At 68.0% G+C, this 24,325-nt stretch carries 36 protein-coding genes; 28 read left to right on the top strand and 8 right to left on the bottom strand.

From position 1 onward, the window contains the following. Positions 1–97 precede the first annotated feature (97 nt). Positions 98–442, top strand: a complete 345-nt coding sequence (locus tag ACFQU4_RS20510) for a LuxR family transcriptional regulator (protein WP_377495343.1) — start codon at positions 98–100, stop codon at positions 440–442. A 16-nt stretch (positions 443–458) separates the two neighbouring features. Here the strand turns inward: ACFQU4_RS20510 and ACFQU4_RS20505 are convergent, their stop codons facing one another. Next, positions 459–887 carry a DUF3592 domain-containing protein gene (locus ACFQU4_RS20505; RefSeq protein ID WP_377495341.1) on the bottom strand — a complete coding sequence of 143 codons (429 nt, stop codon included), beginning with the start codon at positions 885–887 and terminating at the stop codon, positions 459–461. Between the two features lie 319 nt (positions 888–1,206). Between ACFQU4_RS20505 and rpsJ the strand changes: the two genes are divergently transcribed. The 23 genes from rpsJ to ACFQU4_RS20390 all read left to right on the top strand — a co-directional run bounded on the left by rpsJ (position 1,207) and on the right by ACFQU4_RS20390 (position 13,160). Beyond that, positions 1,207–1,515 carry a 30S ribosomal protein S10 gene (gene rpsJ, locus ACFQU4_RS20500; protein WP_012923688.1) on the top strand — a complete coding sequence of 103 codons (309 nt, stop codon included), beginning with the start codon at positions 1,207–1,209 and terminating at the stop codon, positions 1,513–1,515. 21 nt (positions 1,516–1,536) lie between these two features. Then, positions 1,537–2,208 carry a 50S ribosomal protein L3 gene (gene rplC, locus ACFQU4_RS20495; protein ID WP_377495777.1) on the top strand — a complete coding sequence of 224 codons (672 nt, stop codon included), beginning with the start codon at positions 1,537–1,539 and terminating at the stop codon, positions 2,206–2,208. Beyond that, positions 2,205–3,086 (top strand): 50S ribosomal protein L4, encoded by an 882-nt coding sequence (gene rplD / locus ACFQU4_RS20490; protein ID WP_377495338.1) that lies wholly within the window; start codon positions 2,205–2,207, stop codon positions 3,084–3,086. The genes rplC and rplD overlap by 4 nt, the downstream gene beginning before the upstream one ends. Further along, complete coding sequence (gene rplW, locus ACFQU4_RS20485; RefSeq protein WP_218871249.1) at positions 3,083–3,391, top strand: 50S ribosomal protein L23; 309 nt, start codon at positions 3,083–3,085, stop codon at positions 3,389–3,391. The genes rplD and rplW overlap by 4 nt, the downstream gene beginning before the upstream one ends. Positions 3,392–3,411: 20 nt before the next feature. Next, positions 3,412–4,248 carry a 50S ribosomal protein L2 gene (rplB, locus tag ACFQU4_RS20480; protein WP_377495335.1) on the top strand — a complete coding sequence of 279 codons (837 nt, stop codon included), beginning with the start codon at positions 3,412–3,414 and terminating at the stop codon, positions 4,246–4,248. Positions 4,249–4,265: 17 nt separating this feature from the next. Then, positions 4,266–4,547 carry a 30S ribosomal protein S19 gene (rpsS, locus tag ACFQU4_RS20475; protein ID WP_377495333.1) on the top strand — a complete coding sequence of 94 codons (282 nt, stop codon included), beginning with the start codon at positions 4,266–4,268 and terminating at the stop codon, positions 4,545–4,547. 15 nt (positions 4,548–4,562) lie between these two features. Continuing rightward, on the top strand, positions 4,563–4,967 hold the full coding sequence (rplV, locus tag ACFQU4_RS20470) for a 50S ribosomal protein L22 (RefSeq protein ID WP_377495331.1): 405 nt from the start codon (positions 4,563–4,565) through the stop codon (positions 4,965–4,967). A gap of 4 nt (positions 4,968–4,971) precedes the next feature. After that, the gene (rpsC, locus tag ACFQU4_RS20465) at positions 4,972–5,808 is read left to right on the top strand and encodes a 30S ribosomal protein S3 (protein WP_377495329.1); all 837 of its coding nucleotides are present in this window, start codon (positions 4,972–4,974) and stop codon (positions 5,806–5,808) included. A gap of 3 nt (positions 5,809–5,811) precedes the next feature. Next, on the top strand, positions 5,812–6,231 hold the full coding sequence (gene rplP, locus ACFQU4_RS20460) for a 50S ribosomal protein L16 (RefSeq protein ID WP_377495327.1): 420 nt from the start codon (positions 5,812–5,814) through the stop codon (positions 6,229–6,231). Beyond that, entirely contained in the window at positions 6,231–6,500 is a 270-nt protein-coding gene (gene rpmC / locus ACFQU4_RS20455; protein WP_377495325.1) for a 50S ribosomal protein L29, read from the top strand. The genes rplP and rpmC overlap by 1 nt, the downstream gene beginning before the upstream one ends. A 1-nt stretch (position 6,501) precedes the next feature. Further along, the gene (gene rpsQ, locus ACFQU4_RS20450) at positions 6,502–6,795 is read left to right on the top strand and encodes a 30S ribosomal protein S17 (RefSeq protein WP_377495323.1); all 294 of its coding nucleotides are present in this window, start codon (positions 6,502–6,504) and stop codon (positions 6,793–6,795) included. A gap of 37 nt (positions 6,796–6,832) precedes the next feature. After that, on the top strand, positions 6,833–7,201 hold the full coding sequence (rplN, locus tag ACFQU4_RS20445; protein ID WP_152361902.1) for a 50S ribosomal protein L14: 369 nt from the start codon (positions 6,833–6,835) through the stop codon (positions 7,199–7,201). A 2-nt stretch (positions 7,202–7,203) separates the two neighbouring features. Then, on the top strand, positions 7,204–7,614 hold the full coding sequence (rplX, locus tag ACFQU4_RS20440) for a 50S ribosomal protein L24 (protein WP_377495321.1): 411 nt from the start codon (positions 7,204–7,206) through the stop codon (positions 7,612–7,614). Next, positions 7,614–8,183 carry a 50S ribosomal protein L5 gene (rplE, locus tag ACFQU4_RS20435; RefSeq protein WP_377495319.1) on the top strand — a complete coding sequence of 190 codons (570 nt, stop codon included), beginning with the start codon at positions 7,614–7,616 and terminating at the stop codon, positions 8,181–8,183. The genes rplX and rplE overlap by 1 nt, the downstream gene beginning before the upstream one ends. A gap of 11 nt (positions 8,184–8,194) precedes the next feature. Next, positions 8,195–8,380 carry a type Z 30S ribosomal protein S14 gene (locus tag ACFQU4_RS20430; RefSeq protein WP_179751141.1) on the top strand — a complete coding sequence of 62 codons (186 nt, stop codon included), beginning with the start codon at positions 8,195–8,197 and terminating at the stop codon, positions 8,378–8,380. Between the two features lie 81 nt (positions 8,381–8,461). Then, a complete protein-coding gene (gene rpsH, locus ACFQU4_RS20425) occupies positions 8,462–8,869 on the top strand; it encodes a 30S ribosomal protein S8 (RefSeq protein WP_377495317.1) in 408 nt (135 codons plus the stop codon). A gap of 26 nt (positions 8,870–8,895) precedes the next feature. After that, positions 8,896–9,438, top strand: a complete 543-nt coding sequence (rplF, locus tag ACFQU4_RS20420; protein WP_377495315.1) for a 50S ribosomal protein L6 — start codon at positions 8,896–8,898, stop codon at positions 9,436–9,438. A 1-nt stretch (position 9,439) separates the two neighbouring features. Beyond that, on the top strand, positions 9,440–9,823 hold the full coding sequence (gene rplR, locus ACFQU4_RS20415) for a 50S ribosomal protein L18 (RefSeq protein ID WP_377495313.1): 384 nt from the start codon (positions 9,440–9,442) through the stop codon (positions 9,821–9,823). A 46-nt stretch (positions 9,824–9,869) separates the two neighbouring features. Then, complete coding sequence (rpsE, locus tag ACFQU4_RS20410) at positions 9,870–10,463, top strand: 30S ribosomal protein S5 (protein ID WP_377495311.1); 594 nt, start codon at positions 9,870–9,872, stop codon at positions 10,461–10,463. Beyond that, positions 10,463–10,645, top strand: coding sequence for a 50S ribosomal protein L30 (gene rpmD / locus ACFQU4_RS20405; RefSeq protein WP_377495309.1), 183 nt, complete (start codon positions 10,463–10,465; stop codon positions 10,643–10,645). Before rpsE ends, rpmD begins: the two co-directional genes overlap by 1 nt. A 2-nt stretch (positions 10,646–10,647) precedes the next feature. After that, positions 10,648–11,148, top strand: a complete 501-nt coding sequence (rplO, locus tag ACFQU4_RS20400) for a 50S ribosomal protein L15 (RefSeq protein WP_377495307.1) — start codon at positions 10,648–10,650, stop codon at positions 11,146–11,148. Positions 11,149–11,274: 126 nt separating this feature from the next. Next, positions 11,275–12,591, top strand: coding sequence for a preprotein translocase subunit SecY (secY, locus tag ACFQU4_RS20395; RefSeq protein ID WP_377495305.1), 1,317 nt, complete (start codon positions 11,275–11,277; stop codon positions 12,589–12,591). After that, positions 12,591–13,160, top strand: a complete 570-nt coding sequence (locus ACFQU4_RS20390; RefSeq protein ID WP_377495303.1) for an adenylate kinase — start codon at positions 12,591–12,593, stop codon at positions 13,158–13,160. Before secY ends, ACFQU4_RS20390 begins: the two co-directional genes overlap by 1 nt. 120 nt (positions 13,161–13,280) lie before the next feature. Here ACFQU4_RS20390 and ACFQU4_RS20385 read toward each other — a convergent pair whose 3' ends face one another. The 3 genes from ACFQU4_RS20385 to ACFQU4_RS20375 are packed head-to-tail and all read right to left on the bottom strand — an operon-like array spanning position 13,281 to position 16,401. Further along, positions 13,281–14,192 (bottom strand): carbohydrate ABC transporter permease, encoded by a 912-nt coding sequence (locus ACFQU4_RS20385; RefSeq protein ID WP_377495301.1) that lies wholly within the window; start codon positions 14,190–14,192, stop codon positions 13,281–13,283. Between the two features lie 2 nt (positions 14,193–14,194). Continuing rightward, positions 14,195–15,076 carry a carbohydrate ABC transporter permease gene (locus ACFQU4_RS20380; protein ID WP_377495299.1) on the bottom strand — a complete coding sequence of 294 codons (882 nt, stop codon included), beginning with the start codon at positions 15,074–15,076 and terminating at the stop codon, positions 14,195–14,197. Between the two features lie 2 nt (positions 15,077–15,078). Next, on the bottom strand, positions 15,079–16,401 hold the full coding sequence (locus ACFQU4_RS20375) for an ABC transporter substrate-binding protein (RefSeq protein WP_377495297.1): 1,323 nt from the start codon (positions 16,399–16,401) through the stop codon (positions 15,079–15,081). Positions 16,402–16,612: 211 nt separating this feature from the next. Here ACFQU4_RS20375 and ACFQU4_RS20370 point away from each other — a divergent pair, with 211 nt between their 5' ends. Then, entirely contained in the window at positions 16,613–17,038 is a 426-nt protein-coding gene (locus ACFQU4_RS20370) for a MarR family winged helix-turn-helix transcriptional regulator (protein WP_377495295.1), read from the top strand. Between the two features lie 21 nt (positions 17,039–17,059). Here ACFQU4_RS20370 and ACFQU4_RS20365 read toward each other — a convergent pair whose 3' ends face one another. From ACFQU4_RS20365 to ACFQU4_RS20350, 4 genes are all read right to left on the bottom strand, one after another. Beyond that, positions 17,060–18,790 (bottom strand): DUF5060 domain-containing protein, encoded by a 1,731-nt coding sequence (locus tag ACFQU4_RS20365; RefSeq protein WP_377495293.1) that lies wholly within the window; start codon positions 18,788–18,790, stop codon positions 17,060–17,062. 95 nt (positions 18,791–18,885) lie between these two features. Next, entirely contained in the window at positions 18,886–20,151 is a 1,266-nt protein-coding gene (locus tag ACFQU4_RS20360; RefSeq protein WP_377495291.1) for an RNA polymerase sigma factor, read from the bottom strand. A 2-nt stretch (positions 20,152–20,153) separates the two neighbouring features. Beyond that, entirely contained in the window at positions 20,154–20,543 is a 390-nt protein-coding gene (locus tag ACFQU4_RS20355) for a YciI family protein (protein WP_377495289.1), read from the bottom strand. Then, positions 20,540–21,631, bottom strand: coding sequence for an aminoglycoside phosphotransferase family protein (locus ACFQU4_RS20350; protein ID WP_377495287.1), 1,092 nt, complete (start codon positions 21,629–21,631; stop codon positions 20,540–20,542). The genes ACFQU4_RS20355 and ACFQU4_RS20350 overlap by 4 nt, the downstream gene beginning before the upstream one ends. Before the next feature lie 131 nt (positions 21,632–21,762). On the opposite strand from ACFQU4_RS20350, the gene ACFQU4_RS20345 reads away from it, so the two are divergent. From ACFQU4_RS20345 to ACFQU4_RS20335, 3 genes are all read left to right on the top strand, one after another. After that, on the top strand, positions 21,763–22,419 hold the full coding sequence (locus ACFQU4_RS20345) for a cysteine hydrolase family protein (RefSeq protein WP_377495285.1): 657 nt from the start codon (positions 21,763–21,765) through the stop codon (positions 22,417–22,419). 54 nt (positions 22,420–22,473) lie between these two features. After that, entirely contained in the window at positions 22,474–23,076 is a 603-nt protein-coding gene (locus tag ACFQU4_RS20340) for a DUF664 domain-containing protein (protein WP_377495283.1), read from the top strand. Between the two features lie 313 nt (positions 23,077–23,389). After that, a complete protein-coding gene (locus ACFQU4_RS20335) occupies positions 23,390–24,304 on the top strand; it encodes a hypothetical protein (protein WP_377495281.1) in 915 nt (304 codons plus the stop codon). The last annotated feature ends 21 nt before the right edge of the window (positions 24,305–24,325 follow it).

Raw genomic sequence — 24,325 nt, 5'->3', positions numbered from 1 at the left:
TCCAAGGTTAGGAAACCTGTGGGTGGCCCGGAAGACTTATGGTCGAGGGGAGAGATCAACCGGCAGCACCCACTCCGACCACGGCGAGGTGGATTCCGTGAATGATCATGTCGCGCAGCACCAGCCGGCCGACCTGACCGGGTTGGCCACCGAACTGCTGACCCAGGCCGGGTCGGCAACGGCCCGACGAGCGTCTCGTACCTTGATCTCGGGCGCCGCCCAGCGAGCGACGTTGACCGCCCTGCTCAAGGACGCCGAACTGGGCGAGCACTTCGCGCCGCCGGCCGCGTCCCTCCAGGTGATCAGCGGGGAGGTGGAGTTGAGCGTCGGCGAGCGGCGGCAGCCGGTCCGGACCGGCGAACTGGTCGCCGTGCCGCGGCAACGACACGGCCTGCGCGCGATCACCGACGCGGCGATCCTGCTCACCGTCGCGGTCGACTGAGCCCGGTCGGCGCCGCTCAGCCGGCGGCGGAGACCACGATCAGGACGACGGCCGCGACGACGAACGCCAGGGTCACGCAACCGGCGACGATCGGTCCGGTCCAGCGCGACGCGAACCGGTCGATCACGGCCCGGCCGGGATCGGCCGGCGGCACCAGCACCGTCACGTCGCCGAGGGTCGGCGGGGTGCTGGTCCTCCATGACGAGGTCACCCGGTGCTCCTGGCCGTCGGGACCGAGGAAGGTGAAGACCGGGCTGTAGAGTCGGGTCCGGCGGCCGGAGCTGCGGTTGCGGGACGTCCGGGTTTCGGACCCGACGATCTGCCCCGGCACTCGGACCGCCTCCGACAGGAACTGCCGGGTGCGGACGAACAGCACGATCGTCACGACGAGCAGGACGACGGCGCACAAGGTCATCGCGAGGGTGGCGATCAGGAGTCCGGACACGGCCACTGACACTATCGGCGGCCCGGCACTCTCGAGTCGGCGGTGCTGGTTCCCGGCCGGATTTGCCCTCGATGGTCGTGTCTGCCAAGATTGTCGGGTTGCTCCGACGGGGTCGCCGGGGTGTATTGCGCTGCCAGGGGGAGCGTAAGCACCGAACCGCGAGACCTCAAGGCCCGATCCGATTGGGTCGGCGCGTCGACAATCCCGGCAAGGCAGGGCCTAGCCATGCTGTGCCGGGTGCGCACGACACGCCCGACCTCGGGGGTCGGAGCACGGTGGCAGAACCCAAGCCGGTTAGTACGACAGTAAGGACGATGACGTGGCGGGACAGAAGATCCGCATCAGGCTCAAGGCCTATGACCACGAGGTGATCGACTCCTCGGCGCGCAAGATCGTCGACACGGTGACCCGTACGGGGGCCAAGGTTGCCGGCCCGGTGCCGCTGCCGACCGAGAAGAACGTGTTCTGCGTGATCCGTTCTCCGCACAAGTACAAGGACAGCCGGGAGCACTTCGAGATGCGCACCCACAAGCGGCTGATCGACATCATCGATCCCACCCCGAAGACGGTCGATTCGCTGATGCGCCTCGATCTCCCGGCCGGTGTCGACATCGAGATCAAGCTCTAAGGACTGCAACCGATGACCGCCATGAATGCAGAACGCAAGGTGAAGGGCCTGCTGGGCACCAAGCTCGGCATGACCCAGCTCTGGGACGAGAACAACCGTGTCGTACCGGTCACCGTGATCCAGGCCGGACCCTGTGTCGTCACCCAGGTCCGCACCGCTGACTCCGACGGCTACTCCGCCGTCCAGATGGGCTTCGGCGCCGTCAAGGCCAAGCAGGTCACCAAGCCGTCCGCCGGTCACTTCGACCGCGCCGGCGTGACCCCGCGCAAGCACCTGGTCGAGATCCGCACCACCGACGCCGGCGAGTACACCCTCGGTCAGGAACTGACCGCCGAGGTGTTCGCCAGCGGCGAGGTGCTGGACGTGACCGGCGTCAGCAAGGGCAAGGGCACCGCCGGTGTCATGAAGCGTCACGGCTTCCACGGTCTCCGGGCCAGCCACGGTGTGCACCGCAAGCACCGCGCCCCCGGCTCCATCGGTGGCTGCGCGACCCCCGGTCGTGTGTTCAAGGGCCTGCGGATGGCCGGCCGGATGGGTGCCGAGCAGGTCACCGTGCAGAACCTCACCGTCCATTCGATCGACACCGAGCGCGGCCTGATCCTCATCGAGGGCGCGATTCCGGGCGCCAAGGGCGGCCTCGTCGTCCTGCGCACCGCTGCCAAGAAGGCCGGCAAGGAAGGTGGTGCGGCATGACCGCCGTTCAGAACGAGACCAAGACGATCGACGTGCTCGACGCGTCGGGCGCCAAGGCCGGTTCGGCCGAGCTGCCCGCGGAGCTGTTCGACGTCACCGCCAACATCCCGCTGATCCACCAGGTCGTCACCGCCCAGCTGGCGGCGGCCCGGCAGGGCACCCACGCGACCAAGGGTCGCGGCGAGGTTCGCGGTGGCGGTGCGAAGCCGTACCGGCAGAAGGGCACCGGCCGCGCCCGGCAGGGCTCGATCCGGGCTCCGCAGTACACGGGTGGCGGCGTCGTGCACGGCCCGCAGCCGCGTAACTACTCCCAGCGGACCCCGAAGAAGATGATCGCCGCCGCCCTGCGCGGGGCGCTCTCCGACCGGGCCCGCGGCGGCCGCGTCCACGTGGTCAGCTCGCTGGTCACCGGCGAGACCCCGTCCACCAAGACGGCCCTCGCCGCGCTGGCCGCGATCACCGAGTCCGACCGGGTCCTCGTGGTGCTGCACCGCGACGACGACCTGTCCTGGCTGAGCCTGCGCAACGCGCCGGCGGTGCACGCCCTCGCGGTCGATCAGCTGAACGCCTACGACGTGCTGGTCAACGACGCGGTCGTGTTCACCTCGGCCGCGCTGGCCGCCTACGTCGGCCGCACCTCCGGTGCCGCCGAGGCCGCCGAAAGCCAGCCGTACGGTGACGGGTCCTACGTCGGTGAGAACCCGCCGGCCGGGTACGACATCAAGGGCAACGAGGACTCCAAGAAGTTCCACACGCCCGAGTCGTCGCACTACGAGCGCACGATCGCCGAGGTGTGGTTCAACAGCGTCGAGGCCGCTGAGGCCGCAGGCTTCGCTCCGACCAAGGGCGATGCCGGAGCCAAGGAGAAGTCCGAATGAGCAACCCAGTGAAGTACCGCGATCATCGCGACATCCTGCTCGCTCCTGTGGTGAGCGAGAAGAGCTACGGCCTGCTGGACGAGAACAAGTACACGTTCCAGGTCGCGACCGACGCCAACAAGACGGAGATCAAGATCGCCGTCGAGACGGTGTTCAAGGTCAACGTGATCGGCGTGAACACGATCAACCGCAAGGGAAAGCGTCGCCGCACCCGCTTCGGCTGGGGCCGTCGTCCGGACACCAAGCGCGCGATCGTCACCGTCGCCGACGGTGAGCACATCGACATCTTCTCCAGCGCGGTCTGAGCGAGAGGACGAGACGAGACATGGGAATCCGCAAGTACAAGCCGACGACGCCCGGCCGCCGTGGCGGTAGCGTCGCCGACTTCGTCGAGCTGACTCGCTCCACCCCGGAGAAGTCGCTGCTCGTGCCCAGCCCGAAGACCGGAGGCCGGAACAACACCGGCCGGATCACCACCCGGCACATCGGCGGCGGCCACAAGCAGTCCTACCGGCTGGTCGACTTCCGGCGGTACGACAAGGACGGTGTCCCGGCCAAGGTCGCTCACATCGAGTACGACCCGAACCGCACCGCCCGGATCGCGCTGCTGCACTACGCCGACGGCGAGAAGCGCTACATCATCGCCCCGCTGGGCCTGAACCAGGGTGCTGCGGTCGAGGCCGGTGAAGGCGCCGACATCAAGCCCGGCAACAACCTGCCGCTGCGCAACATCCCGGTCGGCACCACGATCCACGCGGTCGAACTGCGGCCGGGTGGCGGGGCCAAGCTGGGCCGGTCCGCCGGCGCCAGCATCCAGCTGGTCGCCCGCGAGGGCAAGAACGCCACGCTGCGGATGCCGTCCGGCGAGATGCGGATGGTGGATGTCCGCTGCCGCGCCACGGTGGGCGAGGTCGGCAACGCCGAGCAGTCCAACATCAACTGGAGCAAGGCGGGTCGCTCCCGGTGGAAGGGCAAGCGCCCGTCGGTCCGTGGTGTCGCCATGAACCCGGTCGACCACCCGCACGGTGGTGGCGAGGGCAAGACCTCCGGTGGTCGTCACCCGGTTTCCCCGTGGGGCAAGCCGGAAGGCCGGACCCGGAACAAGAACAAGGCGAGCAATCGCCAGATCGTCCGCCGTCGTCGCACCGGCAAGAAGCGCTGATCAGGAGTTTGTGAACAATGCCACGCAGCCTGAAGAAGGGTCCCTTCGTGGACGAGCACTTGGCCAAGAAGGTCGAGGCTCAGAACGCCAAGGGCAGCAAGACCGTGATCAGGACCTGGTCCCGGCGCTCGATGATCGTGCCCGACATGATCGGCCACACCATCGCTGTGCATGACGGACGCAAGCACGTTCCGGTCTTCGTCAGCGACTCGATGGTGGGTCACAAGCTGGGCGAGTTCGCGCCGACCCGGACCTTCCGGGGCCACGAGAAGGACGACCGGAAGTCCCGGCGGCGGTAAGAGGAGAAGGAATCAATGAGCAACGCAGAGAAGGCCCGGCCGAGCCGCCGCGCCACCCTCCTCGGTGACCGCCCGGGTTCGTACGCGATCGCGAAGCAGGTCCGGATCTCGGCCAGCAAGGTGCGCCGGGTCGTCGACCTGGTCCGCGGGCTGCCTGTCAGCGAGGCCCTGGCCACGCTGCAGTTCGCCCCGCAGGCCGCGAGCGAGCCGGTGTACAAGGTGGTGGCCAGCGCCGCCGCCAACGCCGAGCAGACCGACAACCTCCGCCGTGACGACCTCTACATCTCGCAGGCGTTCGTGGACGAGGGCATGACGATGCGACGCATCCGGGCCCGCGCCAAGGGCAGCGCGAGCCGGATCCTCAAGCGGTCCAGCCACATCACCGTGGTAGTCGAGCCCAAGGAAAGCAAGGAGGCCTGAGGACATGGGTCAGAAGATCAATCCGCACGGCTTCCGGCTGGGCATCTCGACCGACCACAAGAGCCGGTGGTACGCCGACAAGCAGTACGCCGACTACGTGGGCGAGGACGTCAAGATCCGCGAGGCGCTGACCAAGGGCCTCGAGCGGGCCGGCATCTCCTCGGTGGAGATCGAGCGGACCCGGGACCGGGTCCGGGTCGACATCTACACCGCGCGGCCGGGCATCGTCATCGGCCGTAACGGCGCCGAGGCGGAGCGGGTCCGTGGCCAGCTGGAGAAGCTGACCGGCAAGCAGGTGCAGCTGAACATCCTCGAGGTGAAGAACACCGAGACCGACGCGCAGCTGGTCGCCCAGGGCGTTGCGGAGCAGCTGGCCTCCCGGGTCGCGTTCCGTCGGGCCATGCGCAAGGCGCAGCAGTCCGCGATGCGGGCCGGCGCCAAGGGCATCCGGATCCAGTGCTCGGGTCGTCTCGGCGGCGCCGAGATGAGCCGGTCCGAGTTCTACCGCGAGGGCCAGGTGCCCCTGCACACGCTGCGGGCCGACATCGACTACGGGTTCTTCGAGGCCCGGACGACCTTCGGCCGGATCGGCGTGAAGGTCTGGATCTACAAGGGCGACGTGGCCGGCACCCGTGCCGAGCGCGCCGCGCAGAAGGCCGCTCGTTCCGCAGCCGGTGGCAACCGCCGCCCGGGCCGCGGTCGTGGCGACCGTCCGTCGCGCGCCGATCGCGTCGAGCGGGGCGGCCGTCGCCGGTCCGACGCCGCCACCGAGTCTGCCCCGAGCGCCGCACCGGCCGAAGCCGCGGCGACCGCGACGACCACCGCAGGACAGGAGGCGTGAGCCATGCTGGTGCCCCGTAAGACCAAGTTCCGCAAGCAGCACCACCCGAAGCGTGGCGGCCAGGCCAAGGGCGGCACGTCCCTGGCGTTCGGCGACTACGGCATCCAGGCTCTGGAAGGCCACTACGTCACCAACCGGCAGATCGAGTCCGCGCGTATCGCGATGACCCGGCACATGAAGCGTGGCGGCAAGGTGTGGATCAACATCTTCCCGGACCGCCCGCTGACCAAGAAGCCGGCCGAGACCCGGATGGGTTCCGGCAAGGGTTCCCCGGAATGGTGGATCGCGAACGTCAAGGCCGGCCGGGTCATGTTCGAGCTGTCGGGCGTGACCGAGGATGTGGCCCGCGAGGCCATGCGGCTGGCGATCCACAAGCTGCCGATGAAGGCGCGTTTCATCAAGCGTGAGGGTGGTGACAACTGATGGCGAAGACCACCACCGCAGCTGAGCTGCGCGGCCTGAGCCGCGGTGACCTCGATCAGAAGGTCAAGGAGCTGAAGGAGGAGCTGTTCACGCTCCGCTTCCAGGCCGCGACCGGACAGCTGGAGTCGCACGGGCGGCTGCGTGCGGTCCGCAAGGACATCGCACGGGTCTACACCGTGCTGCAGGAGCGGGTGCTCGGCATCGTCGATGACCCGGACCTGGTGGACGAGGACGATTCGGCCGTGGCCGAGGAGACGGTGAAGGCCTGAGATGAGTGACGTGAACACCGAGAACACCACGGCCGAGGCTCCCGAGCGGGGCCGGCGCAAGGTCCGCGACGGGTACGTCGTCAGCGACAAGATGGACAAGACCGTCGTCGTCGCCGTCGAGGATCGGGTGAAGCACCGGCTGTACGGCAAGGTGCTCCGCCAGACCGCCCGACTGAAGGCTCATGACGAGGAGAACAGCGCCGGCGTCGGCGACCGCGTGCGGATCATGGAGACCCGCCCGCTGTCCGCCACGAAGCGCTGGCGGCTGGTCGCCATCCTCGAAAAGGCCAAGTGATTCGTCCCGCGTTGCGGATGTCTGAAAGAAGGAACGGATGATTCAGCAGGAGTCGCGACTTAAGGTCGCCGACAACACCGGTGCCAAGGAGATCTTGTGCATCCGGGTTCTCGGTGGATCCGGTCGCCGCTACGCCGGGATCGGGGACACCATCGTCGCCACGGTGAAGGACGCGATCCCGGGTGGCAACGTGAAGAAGGGCGAGGTCGTCAAGGCGGTCATCGTCCGTACCGTCAAGCAGCGGCGGCGGGCCGACGGCTCCTACATCCGGTTCGACGAGAACGCCGCCGTGATCTTGAAGGCCGACGGAGACCCGCGGGGCACCCGCATCTTCGGTCCGGTCGGCCGCGAACTCCGCGAGAAGCGCTTCATGCGCATCATCTCGCTCGCGCCTGAGGTGATCTGAGAATGGCTGAGAAGAAGACGACGACCCGCGCGCAGACCAAGCTGCACGTCATCAAGGGTGACCGGGTGAAGGTCATCGCGGGCAAGGACAAGGGTGCCGTCGGCGAGATCATCGCCGTCGACCCGAACCGGCAGCGGGTGACCGTCTCCGGCGTGAACATCGTCAAGCGGCACCTGCGCGACACGTCCGCGCAGCCGCAGGGCCGGCAGACCACGAAGGGCGGGATCGTCTCCTCGGAGGCTCCGATCCACGCGTCCAACGTGCAGCTGCTGGTCAAGAACGCCGATGGCGACGAGGTCGTCACCCGGGTTGCGTACGAGCGCCAAGAGGTGACCAAGCGTCGCCCGAACGGCGAGGAATACAAGGGCTACCGCAGCGTACGCATCGCGCGGAAGACCGGGGAGGAAATCTGATGAGCGCGACCGCGACCGAGGCCGCCAACCCGCGGCTGAAGCTGCGCTACCGCGAAGAGATCACCAAGGCGCTGCAGGAGGAGTTCGGTTACGCGAACCCGATGCAGCTGCCCCGGCTGCTCAAGATCGTGGTGAACATGGGCGTCGGCGAGGCGGCCCGTGACTCGAAGCTGATCGACGGTGCGACCCGCGACCTGACCACCATCACCGGCCAGAAGCCGCAGGTGACCCGGGCCCGCAAGTCCATCGCCCAGTTCAAGCTTCGCGAGGGCATGCCGATCGGTGTCCACGTGACGCTGCGTGGCGACCGGATGTGGGAGTTCGCCGACCGGCTGCTCACCCTGGCGCTGCCCCGGATCCGTGACTTCCGCGGCCTGTCGCCGAAGCAGTTCGACGGCAACGGGAACTACACCTTCGGTCTCACGGAGCAGGTCATGTTCCACGAGATCGACCAGGACAAGATCGACCGGGTCCGCGGCATGGACATCACCTTCGTGACCTCGGCCAAGACCGACGACGAGGGGCGGGCGCTGCTGCGGCAGCTCGGGTTCCCGTTCCGGCAGAACTGAAGGAGACCCTGATGGCGAAGACCGCGCTGCGCGTCAAGCAGGCCCGGAAGCCGAAGTTCGGCGTCCGTGCATACACCCGCTGCCAGAAGTGCGGCCGGCCCAAGGCCGTGCTCCGCAAGTTCGGGCTGTGCCGGGTGTGCCTGCGTTCGATGGCGCACAAGGGCGAGCTGCCGGGCATCACGAAGTCGTCCTGGTAAGCCGTACCCCTCAACTGACCAACAGCGAAGGTCCCCGGCGGTCGCCGCGGGAAACCACGTTGAGAAAGAAAAGATGACGTTATGACGATGACAGATCCGATCGCGGACATGTTGACCCGGTTGCGCAACGCCAACCAGGCCTACCTGGACGCGGCGACGATGCCGCACAGCAAGATCAAGGTGGGAATCGCGGAGATCCTGGTCAGTGAGGGCTACATCGCCTCGTACGAGGTCGAGGACCCGGCGGAGGGCGAGGTGGGCAAGAAGCTCACCCTGACCCTGAAGTACGGCCAGAACCGGGAGCGGTCCATCGCCGGCGTGCGGCGGATCTCCAAGCCTGGTCTGCGGGTGTACGCCAAGTCGACCGGGCTGCCCAAGGTGCTCGGCGGGCTGGGCATCGCCATCATTTCCACCTCCGGCGGGCTGATGACCGACCGGCAGGCACACAGGGCGAGCGTTGGCGGGGAAGTCCTCGCCTACGTCTGGTAACCGGACGAGATCAGGAAGGAATCGCCATGTCACGCATTGGCAAGCTGCCGATCACTGTTCCGTCCGGCGTCGAGGTGAGCATCGACGGCCAGCAGGTGCAGGTGAAGGGCCCGAAGGGTTCGCTGCAGCACCGGGTCGCCGAGCCGATCAAGGTCGTACGGAACGACGACGGCCAGCTCGAGGTGTCCCGGCCGAACGACGAGCGAGTGAGCAAGTCGCTGCACGGACTGACCCGGACGTTGGTCAACAACATGGTCACCGGAGTGACCGAAGGCTATGAGAAGAAGCTCGAGATCGTCGGTGTCGGTTACCGGGTGATCTCCAAGGGCCCGGCCGAGCTCGAGTTCGCGCTCGGGTTCAGCCACCCGGTGCACGTGAAGGCGCCGGAGGGCATCACCTTCACCGTCGAGTCGGCGACCAAGTTCGCGGTGCAGGGGATCGACAAGCAGCGGGTCGGCGAGGTCGCAGCCAACATTCGTAAGATCCGCAAGCCGGAGCCCTACAAGGGCAAGGGCGTGCGGTACGCGGGCGAGCACGTCCGCCGCAAGGCTGGAAAGGCTGGTAAGTGACATGGCTGTTTCGCTGACTCACCGGAAGCACACGGCGAGCAAGACCGCCTCCCGGTTGCGGCGCCAGCTGCGCGTGCGGAAGAAGATCTTCGGCGACCCGTCCCGGCCGCGGCTGGTCGTGACGAAGTCCGCCCGGCACATCTCCGCACAGGTGATCGACGACACGGTAGGCCGTACGCTCGCGTCGGCCTCGACCATGGAGTCGACGCTGCGGGTTGCCGACGGCGACAAGTCCGACAAGGCCAAGGAGGTCGGCAAGGCCATCGCCGACCGCGCCAAGGCCGCCGGCGTGACCCAGGTCGTCTTCGACCGGGCCGGGCACAAGTATCACGGGCGCATCGCGGCGTTGGCCGACGGTGCCCGGGATGGCGGGCTGGGCTTCTGATGGCAGTCTGGGTTTCTGTCGGACACGACGAGAGTAAGGAAGAGCGATGAGTGCACAGCAGCGCCGCGGTGGCGGTGGCGGTGAGCGTCGCGGTCGGGACGATCGTCGTGGCCAGGCGCAGGACAAGAGCAATTACATCGAGAAGGTCGTAGCGATCAACCGGGTCGCCAAGGTCGTCCAGGGCGGTCGCCGGTTCAGCTTCACCGCACTGGTGGTCGTCGGCGACGGCGACGGCACGGTGGGGGTCGGCTACGGCAAGGCGAAGGAGGTGCCCGCCGCGATCGCGAAGGGTGTCGAGAACGCCAAGAAGCACTTCTTCAAGGTTCCGCGGATCCAGGGCACCATCCCGCACCCCGTGCAGGGCGAGAAGGCGGCCGGCGTGGTCATGCTGCGTCCGGCTTCGCCCGGTACCGGCGTCATCGCCGGTGGCTCGGCCCGCGCGGTGCTGGAGTGCGCCGGCGTCCACGACGTGCTGGCGAAGTCGCTCGGCTCGGCCAACGCGATCAACGTCGTGCACGCCACCGTCGAGGCCCTCCAGTCGCTGGAGGAGCCGGAGCAGGTGGCGAAGCGGCGCGGCAAGTCGGTCGAGCACGTGACCCCGGCCGCCATCCTGAAGGCCCGGGCTGAGGTGCACGCGTGATGCCGCGGCTCAAGGTGACGCAGGAGAAGTCCGGCATCGGACGTGCGAAGAATCAGCGCGACACGCTCCGTTCGCTGGGGCTGAAGCGCATCGGTGATGTCGCCGTGAAGGAAGACCGCCCGGAGATCCGGGGCATGCTCTCCACGGTGACCCATCTGATCAAGGTCGAGGAGGTCGACTGATCATGGCCGAAAAGACTGCAGACAAGAAGGCTGCAGCTGAGGAGGCCCAGGTGCAGAGTGGTTCGGGTCTGCGGATCCACCACCTGCGTCCGGCTCCCGGCGCCAAGACGGCCAAGACGCGGGTCGGCCGCGGTGAGGGCTCGAAGGGCAAGACCGCCGGTCGCGGCACCAAGGGCTCCAAGGCTCGCAACAACATCCGGCCGGGCTTCGAGGGCGGCAACCTGCCGCTGCATCGCAAGATGCCGAAGCTGCGCGGGTTCGTGAACCCGTTCCGGACCGAATACCAGGTGGTCAACCTGGACCGGCTCAACGCGCTGTTCCCCGAGGGCGGCACGATCGGTGTCGACGAGCTCGTCGCCGCCGGTGCGGTCCGTCCGGACCGTCCGGTCAAGGTGCTCGGCACCGGTGAGATCTCGGTCGCAATCCAGGTGAGCGCGCACGCGTTCTCCGGCTCCGCGAAGGACAAGATCGCGGCCGCCGGAGGCTCGGTCACCGAGCTGTAGTAGGCGCTTGTACGTGTGACTTCGGTGCCGGCCGACCCCTTGATAGGGTCGTCCGGTGCCGTTGCCCGTTGGCAGCGAAGTCGGCGCTGAACAGGCGGCGGTGGACAGAGATTGGGAGGGCGAGGAGTGCTCAAAGCGTTCGCGAACGCATTCCGGAGTCCGGATCTGCGGAAGAAGATCTTCTTCACGCTGGGCATCCTGGCGTTGTTCCGGTTGGGTTCGATCATTCCGGTGCCGAACGTCAACGTCGGCCGCGTCGAGTTCTGCAACAACCAGGCGCAGAGCGGCGACCAGGCGGGCATCTACTCGCTGATCAACCTGTTCTCCGGTGGAGCACTGCTCCAGCTGGCGATCTTCGCCCTCGGCATCATGCCGTACATCACGGCCAGCATCATTCTGCAGCTGCTCACGGTGGTCATTCCCCGGCTCGAGGCGCTGAAGAAGGAGGGCCAGGCCGGCCAGACCAAGATCACCCAGTACACCCGGTACCTGACCCTGGTGCTGGCGCTGCTGAACTCCACCGCCTTCGTCACGCTGGCGGCGAACGACCAGCTGTTCCCGGGCTGTACCGGCATTCTGTACTCGACGCCGGCCAGCGATCCGGACGGCTACATCTTCCCGATCGTCGTGATGATCCTGACCATGACGGCGGGCACCTCGATCATCATGTGGATGGGCGAGCTGATCACCGAGCGGGGTGTCGGCAACGGCATGTCGGTGATGATCTTCACCCAGGTCGCTGCCGTGATCCCGACCGCCCTGTGGGGCCTCCAGGTGACCAAGGGCTGGCCCACGTTCCTCGGCGTCATCGCCATCGGCCTGGTGATCATGGCGGGCGTCGTCTTCATCGAGCAGTCGCAGCGCCGGATCCCGGTGCAGTACGCGAAGCGGATGGTCGGCACCCGGGTATTCGGCGGTACGTCCACGTACATCCCGATCAAGGTCAACCAGGCCGGCATCATCCCGGTCATCTTCGCGTCGTCGCTGCTCTACCTGCCGACGCTGTACGCGCAGTTCCGGCCCAATACGCCGGAGTCGGAGTGGATCACGGCCAACTTCGTCCGTGGCGACCACCCGGTCTATCTGCTGACGTTCTTCTTCCTGATCATCTTCTTCGCCTACTTCTACGTGTCCATCACCTTCAATCCCGAAGAGGTGTCGGACAACATGAAGAAGTACGGCGGGTTCATCCCGGGCATCCGGGCCGGCAAGCCGACGGAGAACTACCTGCGGCATGTCCTGTCCCGGCTGATGTTCCCCGGATCCCTCTATCTGGGCCTGATCGCCCTCATCCCTTCTGCGGCGTTTATCCTCTTCGAGGCCAACCAGAACTTCCCGTTCGGTGGGACCTCGCTTCTGATCATCGTCGGCGTTGGACTGGACACGGTGAAGCAGATCGAGAGCCAGCTCCAGCAACGCAATTATGAAGGGTTCCTACGCTGATGCGTCTGTTGATCATGGGCCCGCCCGGCGCGGGCAAGGGGACTCAGGCGAAACGCATCGCCGAGCACTACGGGATCCCGGCGATCTCGACCGGCGACGCCTTCCGCGCCGAGGTACAGGCCGAGACGGAGCTCGGCCTCAGGGTGAAGCCGATCCTGGATTCCGGCGGCTACGTCGACGACGAGTTGACCAACCAGATCGTGGCGCACCGGCTCGAGCAGCCCGACGTCGATCCCGGCTTCCTGCTGGACGGCTACCCGCGCACGATGCCCCAGGTGGCCGCGCTGGACCAGATGCTGACCGATCACGGCCGTGCCCTGGACGCCGTCCTGGCCCTCGAGGCCGAGCTGAACGAGGTCGTCGCCCGGCTGTCCAAGCGGGCCGAGATCGAGGGCCGCTCGGACGACTCCACGGAAGCCATCCGGATCCGGCAGCAGAAGTACATCGACGAGACCGCCCCCCTCCTCGAGGGCTACGCCGAACGCGGCCTGCTGGTCACCGTGAACGGCCTGGGCAGCGTCGACGAGGTCTCCGAGCGCATCTTCAAGGCCCTCGCCGACCGCGGCTGAGCCCGCGCGGCCGCGGGCCGTCAGCCGAGTTCCGCTGAGTGGACGCAAAGGGCACTTCCGAACGCCGGTAGTTGCCCGAAGCGTCCACTCGGCGTCGGTCCTGGCGCCCGCGACAGCCGGCTAGCCCTTCAGGGCTCCGCTGGTCAGGCCCTTCATGATCTGGCGGTTCAAGATCACGAACAGGACCAGCAGGCCGAAGACGTTGATGCAGATGCCGGCGAAGAGCGGGCCGTAGTTGACCTGGCCGTACTCGCCGCTGAAGTTGAGCAGGCCGGCCTGGATCGGGCGGAGGTCCGGGTTGGTGGTGAAGGTCAGGGCGATCAGCAGGTCGTTCCAGATCCGGAGGAACTGCACCAGGCCGATGGTGAACAGCGAGTTGCGGACCATCGGCAGCCCGATCGCGAAGAACGAGCGGAGCATGCTGGCGCCGTCGATGGTCGCGGCCTCGAAGACCTCGCGCGGGATCGCCCGGAAGTAGGCGGCCATCAGGAACACGGTGAGCGGCATGCCCAGCCCGGTGTAGGTGATGATCATCGGCCAGTAGGTGCCGCTGATGCCGAGTTTGAAGTACGCCATGAAGAGCGGGATCAAGATCATCTGGCCGGGGATCATGATGCCGGACACGAACAGCAGCAGGGTCAGGTTGCGGCCGCGCCAGCGCATGATCTCGATCGCGAACGCGGCGCCCACGCCGAACAGCAGGGTCAGCGTCAGCGACGGTGCGGTGACGATCGCCGAGTTGAGGAAGTTGCGGGCGATGTTGCCGGTGGTCCAGGCCTGGACGTAGTTGTCGACGTTGAACGACTCCGGCAGCGCGAACGTCGACTCCTGGATGAACTCGCGCTGGGTCTTGAACGAGCTGAGGAACAGCCAGAGCACCGGGTAGATGCCGATGATCATCAGGACGGCGATCCCGATCCAGGCCGGGATCGCGGTCCGGAGTCGGCGGGCGGTGAGCCGGCGGCGGCGCCGGGCCGGCGGTCGGCGGGGCGCCACCGTGGCGGCCGGACGGTCGAGGTCAAGGGTGGTCATGATCAGGCCTCCGTCCGGTCCCGGCGGGCCGGGCCGAAGATCACCAGCGTGACGACCAGGCAGATCACGGTCAGCACCACGGCCAGCGTGGAGCCGTACCCGTAGTCCTGGAAGCTGAAGGTCGTCTTGTACATGTAGAGCGTCAGCGGCTGGGTCGACGTCCCGGGACCGCCGTTGGTCAGGGCGAACACCGAGTCGAACACCTTCAGGGTGCCGTTGAAGCTGAAGATCACGGCCGACAGCAGCACCGGCGCCGACAGCGGCAGGATGATCCGCCGAACCAGCTGCAGGCCGTTCGCGCCGTCGATCCGGGCCGACTCGAGGAGCTCCTCCGGGATGTCCAGCAGCCCGGCGTAGAGCAGCACCGCGAAGAAGCCCATCGAACCCCAGAGTTCCATGATCACGATCACCAGGAACGAGGTGTCCGGCTGGCTGAGCCAGTCGATCGAGGACATCCCGAACAGGTTCAGGCCGGCGTTGATCGGACCGGTCTGGGGCGCCACCTCGAACAGCCGGGTGAACAGCAGCGCGACGGCGACTGTCGGCAACACGGTGGGGAAGAAGATGATCGCCCGGACGAAGGCGGATGATCTTCTGAGGATGAAGACGTAGAACAGCGCCAGCAGGTAGCCGAGCAGCACCTGGCCGACGGTCATCACCACCGAGTACTTCAGGCTGAACAAGATCGCGGCGCCGAGCTCGGCGTCACTGAACAGGGCGGCGAAGTTGCCCAGCCCGACGAAGTCGAAGCCGCGCATATTGCCCTCGAAGAAGGACAATCCGAACGACCAGACCACCGGCACCAGCTTGACCAGGGTGTAGCAGAGCAGCGCCGGTCCGAGCAGGATCAGCACCGTCTTCTTGTCGGCGAGGACAGAGTTCATCTTCAGCGCTTCTTCGCCAGGTCCTCGTCCACGGCAGCCTGTACGGTCTCGGCGAACTGGGCCGCCGTCATGCCGCCGGTGACCAACGGCACCGCGTTCTCGCCGGCCGCCGCGCCGGCGCGCTGGCCGAGCGGCTGTTCGAACCAGGTCAGGGTCTCGGTGGTGCTGCTGATGATCTTCTGGACGTCCTGGGTCAGCGCCGGTACGTCCTCGACCGGCTGGTTGGTCCTGAACCCGGAGATCACGCCCTGGTTGTTCATCGCGCTGGAGCCGAAGTTCTCCGCGATGCAGGTGAGCCAGCCGCCGACCTCGTCGTTGTAGAGCTTGGTCGACAGCGCGGTCGGTGCGCCGGTGTTGGCCGGGTACTGCTCGATGCTGCCGGCGCCGCCCTCGACCGCGGGGAACGGCATGAACCCGAAGGCCTCCGGGCCGAGCTTGTTCAGCTCCGGATCGTTGATGCTGGCCAGCATCCAGCTGCCGTTGTACATCATGCCGGCCTCGCCGGTGAGCAGCTGATTGGTCGCGGTCTGGATGTCCATCGTCGCGGTGCCCGGGCCGAGATACTTCTGCAGTGCGGCGACCTGCTCGATGCCCTCGACGTACTGCGGATCGGTGAGCTTCGCCTTGCCCTCGCCGACGTCCTTCATCGCGTTCGGGCCGAGCGAGCGGAACAGGTAGTTGCCGACCCAGCGCAGGATCGTCCAGGCCTGGTCGCCGGACACCACGATGGCCTGCTTGCCCGAGCCCTTGATCTTGTCCGACGCGGTGATCAGATCGCCCCAGGTCTTCGGCTCCTCGATGCCGAGGTCGGCGAACATCTTCTTGTTGTAGAAGACTCCCTCGATGTTGAACTGGTACGGCAGCGACGCGAACCGGCCGCCGTAGATGTTCTTCACCGTGGACGCGGCGGCCGGCAGCACGTCGTCGATCACACCGAGCTCGGTGAGCTTCTTCTCCAGGTCGAGCGTCACCTCGTCGTCGCCGATGGCACCGCCGGGCTTGAGCTCGGAGGTGGACCCGATGAACATCTCCGGCAGCGCGTCCTGGCTGGCCAGCAAGGTGATCCGCTGGTTCACGTCGCCCTGCGGCAGGGTTTCGATCTTGAGCGGCATCGCCTCCTGCTGGGCGGCGCACTCCTTCTCCGACAGCCGGGTGATCTCGTCGCGGATCTGCGAGCCCTCGTTGGCCGCCAGGTAGTCGAACGTCTCGCCGCCGCTCGCCGTACCTCCTCCGCCGCCACAGGCGACCAGCGAGAAGATCGCCGCCCCCGTCGCGACCGCGAGTCCGACTCTTCGCGGGCGCGTCGCCATCAACGTTGAAGACACAGTTCCTCCTTGAATGGTGTGCGTCGGCGAGGATGAATATATACGCGGCAACGCATTTTCATGCCCTCTCACGGTATGGCGGTGGTGCTCGCTGTGTCAAGGACGGTTCCGGCCCACCGGCGGTTAGCTGGGCTAAGGGACTGGCGACCGCGTCCCAGGAATCTCGTGCGGGTTGGGATTCGGAGTGGCGGCGCGGCACTATGCTCCCGGGATGAGTGCGTCGATCGCGAGGCAGGGGACCGAGGTCCGGCTGGCGGTGTTCCGGCTGTCCAGGCGGCTCCGGCTGGAGAAGTCCGACGGTGAACTGAGCGACACCCAGTTCGGGGTGCTCGCCGTCCTCAATCGGTTCGGGCCGCACACCCTGTCGGCGCTGGCCGAACGGGAGCGGGTCACGGCGCCGTCCATGAACCGGACCGTCAACTACCTGCAGGAGCGGGGCTATCTGCGCCGCGACGCCGACGCCGAGGATCGCCGGCGCTCCAACATCGTGATCACCGACGCCGGCTCCGCGGTGGTCCGGGAGACGATCGCCAAGCGCGACGCCTGGCTCACCTCGCGGATCCGCAAGCTCCCCGCCGATCAACGCGCCGTCCTGGTCGAGGCGGCCGAGATCCTCGGTCGGTTGGCGACCGAGTGATCCGCGCCCTGGGCCCGGTGGCTACGGCTGCGTGATCACGTGGAGCACCCAGTCCTCGTCGTCGGGGGCGCTGAACTCCTGCCTTCCGCCGGAGAGTTCGACGGTGGAGTGTGAATCGCCGGTACGCGGGTTGAACCACTCGGCGCGGCCGGCCGGGGTGGTCAGCGTGGCCGTACCGCCGCAGGGGAAGTAGAGCAGGTACTCCTCGTCCTCGGCGGCCAGGCAGTAGACAAGATCATCGGCGGTGTCGACCAGGCGGTCGTTCGGTCGCATCCGCCAGAACCTGACACCCCGTGACTCCACGAACTCGGCCTGCCGCCGGATGTCGGCATAGATCGGCGGCACCCCGGCCAGGCCGAACTTGACCGTCTCGCCCAGCTGCCCGTCGACCACGGTCGGGTAGTGCCGGTCGCAGCGTCCCATCGCGTAACCGGCGGTGAGAGCGATCCAGTAGAGCCGTCGTTCCGCGTCGTAGCGGCCGTTGTTGCCGGCGGTCATCTCCCCGATCACGACCGGCCGGCCGAACTTCCACATCAGTTCGCCGAACGCGTTCATGGCCCGGTACCAGTCCCGTTGATCATCTTTCGGGTAATTGCGCGGGTCCTGGGTGACGATGAAGTTGTTGTACGCCGTCGTCACCATCAGCTCCTGCCGGCCCGCGTCGCCGAACGACTTGAGCCGCCCGTACGGGTCGCGCCGGTTCAGGTAGTCGGCCCAGTAGGAGTACCAGGCCGCGGGGATCGCCGGATCGATGAAGGCCTGCGGCAGCCGCTCGTCGTTGATCTTGGCCAGGTTGCCGTTCTCCGAGCCGAGCGACCAGATCACGTTCCAGAAGGCGCCGTAGCGGGCCCAGGTGTAGCGGACGTAGCGCCGGGTGTGCTCGACGTGGGTCGCGTTGTCCAGGTCGAACATCGCGTTCCAGCCGACACCGGCCTCGTTGCCCTGCAGCCAGCCGCCGTTGGCGACGTTGACCGGATGGTGGTCCCACTCCCGCGGCCGGACCACCGAGTTGTCGTAGAGCAGTTCCAGGGCGAAGAAAATCCCCTTCTCCTTCGCGTACCGGAGCTGTCGATCATGGCGCTGGTAGAAGTCGAGGTTGAACCGGTCCTTGTCGATCTTGTTCGTGGCCGGGTCGATCACCTTCCACGGCCAGCGGAACGAGGTGTCCGTGATCGTCGACTGGCGGGCGTACAGCTGGCCGATGTCGATGATCAGATTGATCTTGTGCTCGGCCAGGATGTCCAGGTAGGTCAGCCAGTCGGTCTCGCTGGGCTGTTGGAAGTCGACGTCCTCGAAGGCCAGCTCGCCGTCCCGCTTCCCGGGCGGTGGCCGGTAGGTCGTGGTCGGCGCGACGTCGGCCTTGCGGGAGCGGTTGGCGACGTGCGGATACCAGCCGTCGTTGGCGATGAACGGGAAACTGCCGTCCTGGCGCTGGAACCAGTTGCCGAAGGTGCCGCTCACCTGTAGCGCACCGCCGGAGATCGCCGGCGTGCAGGTGAACTCGCCGCTGGTGATCAACTCCGGATCGTCTGCTTCGGTGCGGTACGTCCAGCGGCCCTCCGCGGTCGGCGCGAACCGGACCCGCCAGACGTGCCGGCCGTCCTCGACGCCGTCGTAGAAGCCGTCCACCCGGTGTTCCTCGCCCGCGCCGGCGAACACGGCCCGGACGTCCACCTCGAGGAACGGGTTCTGATACTCGGCCGAGGTCGACAGCGTCGCCTCGAACACCTCCCACTTGGCGATCTTCGACACCGAAGTCATCCTTCCCCAGGAAATCAGTTAGCACTGCTAATGAATCAGTCTAACTGACTATCCATGCGAGTGTGCATAGATCCTGTCGGGTGGGCTCAGGGCGCGGGGGAGTCGGTGCCTTGAGTCGCCTCGAGGTAGCGCTGGTTGAGGTAGCGCTGTTCGGGGAGACTGGTGGTCAGCTGAGCCGCCCGGCGGTAGGCCTCGGCGGCTGCGGGAAGATCACCGGCGCGCTCCAGCAGGTGGGCGCGGACGGCGTGGGCGCGATGGTGGCGCTGCATGGCCTTGTCCCGCAGCAGTTCGTCGATGATCATCAGGCCCTGTTCGGGTCCGAGGGACTCGCCGACCGCGACCGCCCGGTTCAGCGTGACGGCCGGGCTCGGTGCGACCCGGTCCAGCATCCCGTACAGCAGGCTGATCTCCAGCCAGTCGACGTCGGCGGCCGTCGGCGCCTCGGCGTGCACGGCGGCGATCGCGGCGGACAGCTGGTAGCGGCCGACCGGGCCGCGCGGCAGCACGCGCTCCAAGATCGCCACGCCCTCGGTGATCAATGCCCGGTCCCACAGTCCGCGGTCCTGGTCGGCCAGCGGGATCAGATCGCCCGCGGCATCCGTACGCGCTCCGGCCCGGGCCTCGGTGAGCAGCATCAGCGCGAGTGCTCCGGCGACCTCGTCATGATCGGGAAGCGCCTCCCGGAGCTGCCGGGTCAGCCGGATCGCCTCGCTGGTCAGCGTGATGTCCAGCAACGCGTCGCCGCCGCTGCGGGTGTAGCCCTCGTTGAACATCAGGTGGCAGACGTCGAGCACGGCGGCGATCCGCTCCGGCCACTCGTCGGGTCCGGGCAGTTCGAACCGGGCGCCGGCCTCGCGCAGGGTCGCCCGGGCCCGGGTCAGCCGCTGCGCCATGGTGCGGGCCGGCACCAGGTAGGCGGCGGCGATCTGCTCGGTGGACAGGCCCGCCATTGCTTGCAGCGTGAGCGCGACCTGGGATGGCCGGCTCAGGCACGGATGGCAGCAGAGCATGATCAACCGGAGGGTGTCGTCGGCGTCGGTGCCGGGCGGTACGTCGGCGGCCGGAGCCAGGTCGGCGTCGCTCGGCCTTGCGGTGCCGACGGCGGTCTCCCGGCCGGCCCGGGCCTGGTCGGACCGGAACCGGTCGATCAGGCGCCGGGACGCGACCCGGATCAGCCAGGCCCGCGGCCGGTCCGGTACGCCCTCGACGGGCCACTGGGCGGCCGCGGCCTCGGCGGCCTCCTGCGCGGCGTCCTCGCAGTCGCCCAGGTCCCCGTACCGACGGAGCAGGGCGGCCAGGACGTGCGGCGACTCGCGCCGCCACACGTCACCGATGCCGCCGTCGCCGGTCATGATCAGTCGTCGCCGCCCGGGCCCATCAGCGGCCGCAGTTCGACGGTCTCGCCGGGCCCGGAGAACCGGCTGGTGATCTCCTCGGCGCGGGCCTGGGTCTCGACGTCGATCAGGAAGAACCCGGCCAGGTGCTCCTTCGCCTCCGAGTACGGGCCGTCGGTGACGAGCGGCTTGCCGTCGGCCCAGCGGAAGAGCCGGGAGGTGGTCGGGTCGCCGAGCGCCTGGCCGCTGACCAGTTCGCCGTTGGTGTGCAGCTCGGTCAGCAGCTGGTCGAAGTCGGCGTTCAGGGTGTCCCGCTGCTCGGCGGTCAGCTCCTGGTACTCGGGCAGGAAGTTGGGCGTCGGGTGGCCCCACGGCTGCGGGTTGGAGTGGATCAGGATGAGGTACTTCATGGTTTCTCCTCGATGGTCACGGCGCCGGCTGGCGGCCTCTTCGTCTGCGACGTCGGTGCCGATCCCCGCTCGTCGACATCATCGACGAGATTCAACAGAAGATTTCCGGCGGCGGCCCAGGCCCGGGCGCCCTCGGCCAGCGGCGCCCCGTTCAGGGTGGCCCGGTTCTCGGCGACCGCCTCCAGCAGCGCGGGTACGGTCCAGCCGAGTTTGACCGCGACCGTGATGATCATGGCCTGCCGGATCGCGGCCGCGTCCAGCAGCCCGCCGGCCTGCCGGTAGCCGGTGGCGTAACCGTCCACGACCAGGTCGAACAGCTCGGGCAGCAGGTCCGGGTCGAGGTGGTGGTCGTAGATCGCCTCGAGCGCCAGGCAGGCGGGGTCGAGGCCGACCGGCCCGACGCCTGCGTACGCCCAGTCGATCACCACCGACTCGCCGTCGGCGTCGAACAGGTTGCCGGGATGGAAATCGAAGTGGGTCAGCGTCCGGGGCAGTGCCTCGACCCGGTCCAGCCAGGCCGGCAGCTCGGCCCAGAGGGCGTTCATCCGGTCCGGGACGTCCGGTCCGAACAGCCCGGCGGCCAGCGCCGGCTGCCAGATTTCGGGCCGGGCCAGGGCCTCCTCGTCCCGGTGCAGGGCGACGTGCTCCCGCAGCCAGGTCCGGGACAGTTCGGGCGCCGCCAGCAGCGCGGACTCGGTGAGCGCGGCCTGGGTGCGGCCGAGCTGGGCGGCGACGGTCCGGTAGCGGGCCGGGGCCCAGCGAGCGCCGTACTCCCCGGTGAGATGTTCCAGCCAGAGCGCCACCGTGTCGTCCGGCCGGTCGAAGACGCCGTGGCAGCGGACCGGCCGGATCCCGCCTGGCACCCCGTCCAGCGCCGCCCGGAGCGCACTGTCGGGGGCGAGCAGGTCGGCCTCGCGACGCCAGTAGTAGTTGCTCGCCGGGTCCGCGCTGGTCGGCCAGCGCTGGTCGCCGGAGGAGCCGCAGTGGATCCGCTTGAGCACCATCGAACCGCCGGGCACGTCGACCCGCCAGACCCCGACGGTGGCGCCGGCGATCGGTTCGTAGAGGACTTCGGAGGGGTACGCCACGCGACCATCCTGCAGCGTCGTCCGTCGCACGGATTAACCAGGCTGAAATCATGCCCTAACCACCACGACACCGGACCCGCTGACGATGGCATTGACGACGGCAGCGGGCTCGTCGGGGAGGAGGGCGGACCATGATGTCCGATTGGACGACCGACCTGGACTGGTCGAAGAGTGCACTACTCGTGGTGGACCTGCAGAACGACTACTGCCACTGGCAGGGGGCCGAGGTCCGTAACGGCGGTGACGTCACCCGGCGGACGGCGATCCTGCCGGCCGTACAGCGGCTGATCGACGCCGCCCACCAGGCTTCGACTCCGGTGATCTTCGTCCGGACCGAGCACGACCACACCACCACCTCGCCGGCCTGGGCCTACCGGCGGCGGGACGTCCGGAACCCGTTCTGTGTGACCGGGACCTGGGGCGCCGAGTACTTCGGGGTGGAGCCGGGACCGGAAGACCTCGAGGTGACCAAGCACCGGTTCAGCGCCTTCGTCGGCACCGACCTGGAGTTGCGGCTCCGGGCGCTCGGCCGGGAGACCCTGATCATCGCCGGGGTGGACACGAACGTCTGCGTCGAGTCGACGATGCGCGACGGCTACATGCGCGACTTCTCCTGCGTGCTGGTCACCGACGCCACGGCCGCCGGGTCGCAGGAGGAGCACGACGCCGCCTGCGCGACCCTGGGCCGCTACTTCGGCTGGGCTTCGAAGTCGGCGACCGTGGTGGCGATGCTGGAGACGGTCGCTCCTTGGAAGCCCGGCCTGGCCGAGGCCCTGGCCGCCTGCTGATCGCGCGCAGATTCCGGAAGTCGTTCGTCCGGGTGCGGTTCTACCGTGCCCGGCATGGACACCAACTCGACTTCACCGCCACCGCCGGCGAGCGCACCGGGGTTCGTTCCCGGGCGACCGCCGGCGTGGGACGTCGCGATCTTCCTGGCCGGTGACGAACTCCAGACCGCGCTGATCACCCTGGAGCGCAACCGCCGTACGTTCGCCTGGAAGTGCTGGGGCGTGGACGCGGACGGCCTGCGGTTACGGCTGGGCCCGTCCGCGATCACGCTCGGCGGCCTGCTCAAGCACCTGGCGCTCTGCGAGGAGCGGGCGTTCCAGGCCGGGCTGGCCGGCGCGGACCTGCTGCCCGAGTTCCGCGGCATCGACCACGACTCCACCTGGGAGTCCTGGGCCTGGGATTCGGCGCAGCAGGACGACCCCGAGGCGCTCCGCGATCTCTGGGTACGGGCGGTACATCGCTCGCGCGAATCGGTCGCCGGCGCCCTCGCGGCGTCCGGTCTGGACACCACCGCCGAGGGCGGGATGAGCCTGCGGCGGAGGTTCAGCGACACCATCGAGGAGTACGCCCGGCACACCGGCCACGCCGACCTGTTGCGCGAGGCTGTCGACGGCGCCACCGGTGAGGGCCCGCCGGCCGAGTTCCCGGTGCCCTGACGCCCGGGACGAAGAAGAAGGGATGTGGAGGATCGCGGCGCGCTGCGGGTCACGCCGGATCAACTCCACACCCCTTGCAGTTTCAACTGTACGTGCTCCGGAGAAGGTCGTCAGGCGATCCGCGAAATTCGTCGAGAATTTCTGGCGGCCGGTGGTCAGGGCCGGCGAGGCCGGCTACGTCGACGGATTGCCGTACGCAATGAGGACATTGGCATTTGCCGCCGTCGATCGGTGGCCGGGTCGGACGGTCGGTTCCTAGGGTGCTGGCAGAACCACATCCGCGGGCGCGAAGCTGATCAAGGAAATGGTGGGCATGGCCAGGACCTTCGACACGGGCCCGTTGCGGGAGCCGGTGGGCGCGGTGGAGGTTCGGCGGTTTCGCCATCAGCTGGCGGAGTCGGGCGCCCTGGGCGAGGCCGACCGGGTCCCCGTGCGCCGGTTCGTCACCTGGTTCGGTGCGGCCGTCCTGCTCCCGATCCTGGCGGGGCAGGTGGCGACGGCGGGATTCGGAGCGCCGCTCGGAGTGGCAGTAGCGGTCGGCGGCGCGGCCTTGCTGCTCGTGGTGGCCGTCGGGATCGTCCTGCTCCGCGACGGCGGTGCCATCGGCCTCGCGCCCTGGCGGGAACTGTTGCGGTGCGAGCGGTTCGCCGCCGCCAACCAGCTCGAGTACGCGCCGCGGAGCCAGCCCGCGGACTTCCCGGGCATCATCTTCAAGGCCGGCCTCGGCCGGGACACGACGCATCGGATCGCGTCGCCCTCCGGCTTGTACTTCGACTGCGGGACGCACAGCTACCTCACCGGCGCCGGCGAGGACCAGCAGCTGCACACCTGGCGGTACCTGGCGTTCTCGCTGCCCGGCGTGCTGCCGCACCTGCTGCTGAACTCGCGGATCGACGAGACGGAGCCCGGTGATCTCGGCGAGTTCGGCGCGGCGGACCGGATCCAGACCCTCGACGGCGTGATGGACGAGTCCTTCACCCTCTACTGCCGGCCGCAGCACCGGGCCGACGCGTTCTACGTCTTCACGCCCGACGTGATGGCGCTGCTGATCGATCATGCGAGCGATCTCGATGTCGAGGTCGCCGCCGACTGGCTGTTCTTCTACTCGCGGTTCCGGCTGCAGGTCTCGGACCCGGAGACGTGGGCCCGGGTCGCCGTCCTCGCGGACAAGATCGTGCCCCTGATCAGCGCCCGGGCCCGGAGCTACCGGTATCGGGAACTCCGATGATCATCCGGACGCGTACGGCGC

This window comes from Microlunatus sp. GCM10028923 (assembly GCF_042666975.1).
In the GTDB taxonomy this organism is placed as follows: Bacteria; Actinomycetota; Actinomycetes; order Propionibacteriales; family Propionibacteriaceae; genus Microlunatus.
Note: the sequence above shows the minus strand (reverse complement) of the source record. Positions and strands in the feature narration are given on the sequence as shown.

Coding starts and splice junctions, on each gene's coding strand:
- ACFQU4_RS20335 (WP_377495281.1), top strand. CDS start 23,390: ATGGCCAGGACCTTCGACACGGGCCCGTTGCGGGAGCCGGTGGGCGCG.
- ACFQU4_RS20390 (WP_377495303.1), top strand. CDS start 12,591: ATGCGTCTGTTGATCATGGGCCCGCCCGGCGCGGGCAAGGGGACTCAG.
- rpsH (WP_377495317.1), top strand. CDS start 8,462: ATGACGATGACAGATCCGATCGCGGACATGTTGACCCGGTTGCGCAAC.
- ACFQU4_RS20430 (WP_179751141.1), top strand. CDS start 8,195: ATGGCGAAGACCGCGCTGCGCGTCAAGCAGGCCCGGAAGCCGAAGTTC.
- rpsC (WP_377495329.1), top strand. CDS start 4,972: ATGGGTCAGAAGATCAATCCGCACGGCTTCCGGCTGGGCATCTCGACC.
- ACFQU4_RS20360 (WP_377495291.1), bottom strand. CDS start 20,151: ATGACCGGCGACGGCGGCATCGGTGACGTGTGGCGGCGCGAGTCGCCG.
- rplC (WP_377495777.1), top strand. CDS start 1,537: ATGAATGCAGAACGCAAGGTGAAGGGCCTGCTGGGCACCAAGCTCGGC.
- rplW (WP_218871249.1), top strand. CDS start 3,083: ATGAGCAACCCAGTGAAGTACCGCGATCATCGCGACATCCTGCTCGCT.
- ACFQU4_RS20385 (WP_377495301.1), bottom strand. CDS start 14,192: ATGACCACCCTTGACCTCGACCGTCCGGCCGCCACGGTGGCGCCCCGC.
- ACFQU4_RS20380 (WP_377495299.1), bottom strand. CDS start 15,076: ATGAACTCTGTCCTCGCCGACAAGAAGACGGTGCTGATCCTGCTCGGA.
- rplE (WP_377495319.1), top strand. CDS start 7,614: ATGAGCGCGACCGCGACCGAGGCCGCCAACCCGCGGCTGAAGCTGCGC.
- rpmD (WP_377495309.1), top strand. CDS start 10,463: ATGCCGCGGCTCAAGGTGACGCAGGAGAAGTCCGGCATCGGACGTGCG.
- ACFQU4_RS20340 (WP_377495283.1), top strand. CDS start 22,474: ATGGACACCAACTCGACTTCACCGCCACCGCCGGCGAGCGCACCGGGG.
- ACFQU4_RS20370 (WP_377495295.1), top strand. CDS start 16,613: ATGAGTGCGTCGATCGCGAGGCAGGGGACCGAGGTCCGGCTGGCGGTG.
- rpsS (WP_377495333.1), top strand. CDS start 4,266: ATGCCACGCAGCCTGAAGAAGGGTCCCTTCGTGGACGAGCACTTGGCC.
- rpsQ (WP_377495323.1), top strand. CDS start 6,502: ATGAGTGACGTGAACACCGAGAACACCACGGCCGAGGCTCCCGAGCGG.
- rpsE (WP_377495311.1), top strand. CDS start 9,870: ATGAGTGCACAGCAGCGCCGCGGTGGCGGTGGCGGTGAGCGTCGCGGT.
- rpmC (WP_377495325.1), top strand. CDS start 6,231: ATGGCGAAGACCACCACCGCAGCTGAGCTGCGCGGCCTGAGCCGCGGT.
- rplX (WP_377495321.1), top strand. CDS start 7,204: ATGGCTGAGAAGAAGACGACGACCCGCGCGCAGACCAAGCTGCACGTC.
- rplO (WP_377495307.1), top strand. CDS start 10,648: ATGGCCGAAAAGACTGCAGACAAGAAGGCTGCAGCTGAGGAGGCCCAG.
- rplF (WP_377495315.1), top strand. CDS start 8,896: ATGTCACGCATTGGCAAGCTGCCGATCACTGTTCCGTCCGGCGTCGAG.
- ACFQU4_RS20355 (WP_377495289.1), bottom strand. CDS start 20,543: ATGAAGTACCTCATCCTGATCCACTCCAACCCGCAGCCGTGGGGCCAC.
- rplD (WP_377495338.1), top strand. CDS start 2,205: ATGACCGCCGTTCAGAACGAGACCAAGACGATCGACGTGCTCGACGCG.
- rplP (WP_377495327.1), top strand. CDS start 5,812: ATGCTGGTGCCCCGTAAGACCAAGTTCCGCAAGCAGCACCACCCGAAG.
- rplR (WP_377495313.1), top strand. CDS start 9,440: ATGGCTGTTTCGCTGACTCACCGGAAGCACACGGCGAGCAAGACCGCC.
- rplB (WP_377495335.1), top strand. CDS start 3,412: ATGGGAATCCGCAAGTACAAGCCGACGACGCCCGGCCGCCGTGGCGGT.
- ACFQU4_RS20345 (WP_377495285.1), top strand. CDS start 21,763: ATGATGTCCGATTGGACGACCGACCTGGACTGGTCGAAGAGTGCACTA.
- rplN (WP_152361902.1), top strand. CDS start 6,833: ATGATTCAGCAGGAGTCGCGACTTAAGGTCGCCGACAACACCGGTGCC.
- rplV (WP_377495331.1), top strand. CDS start 4,563: ATGAGCAACGCAGAGAAGGCCCGGCCGAGCCGCCGCGCCACCCTCCTC.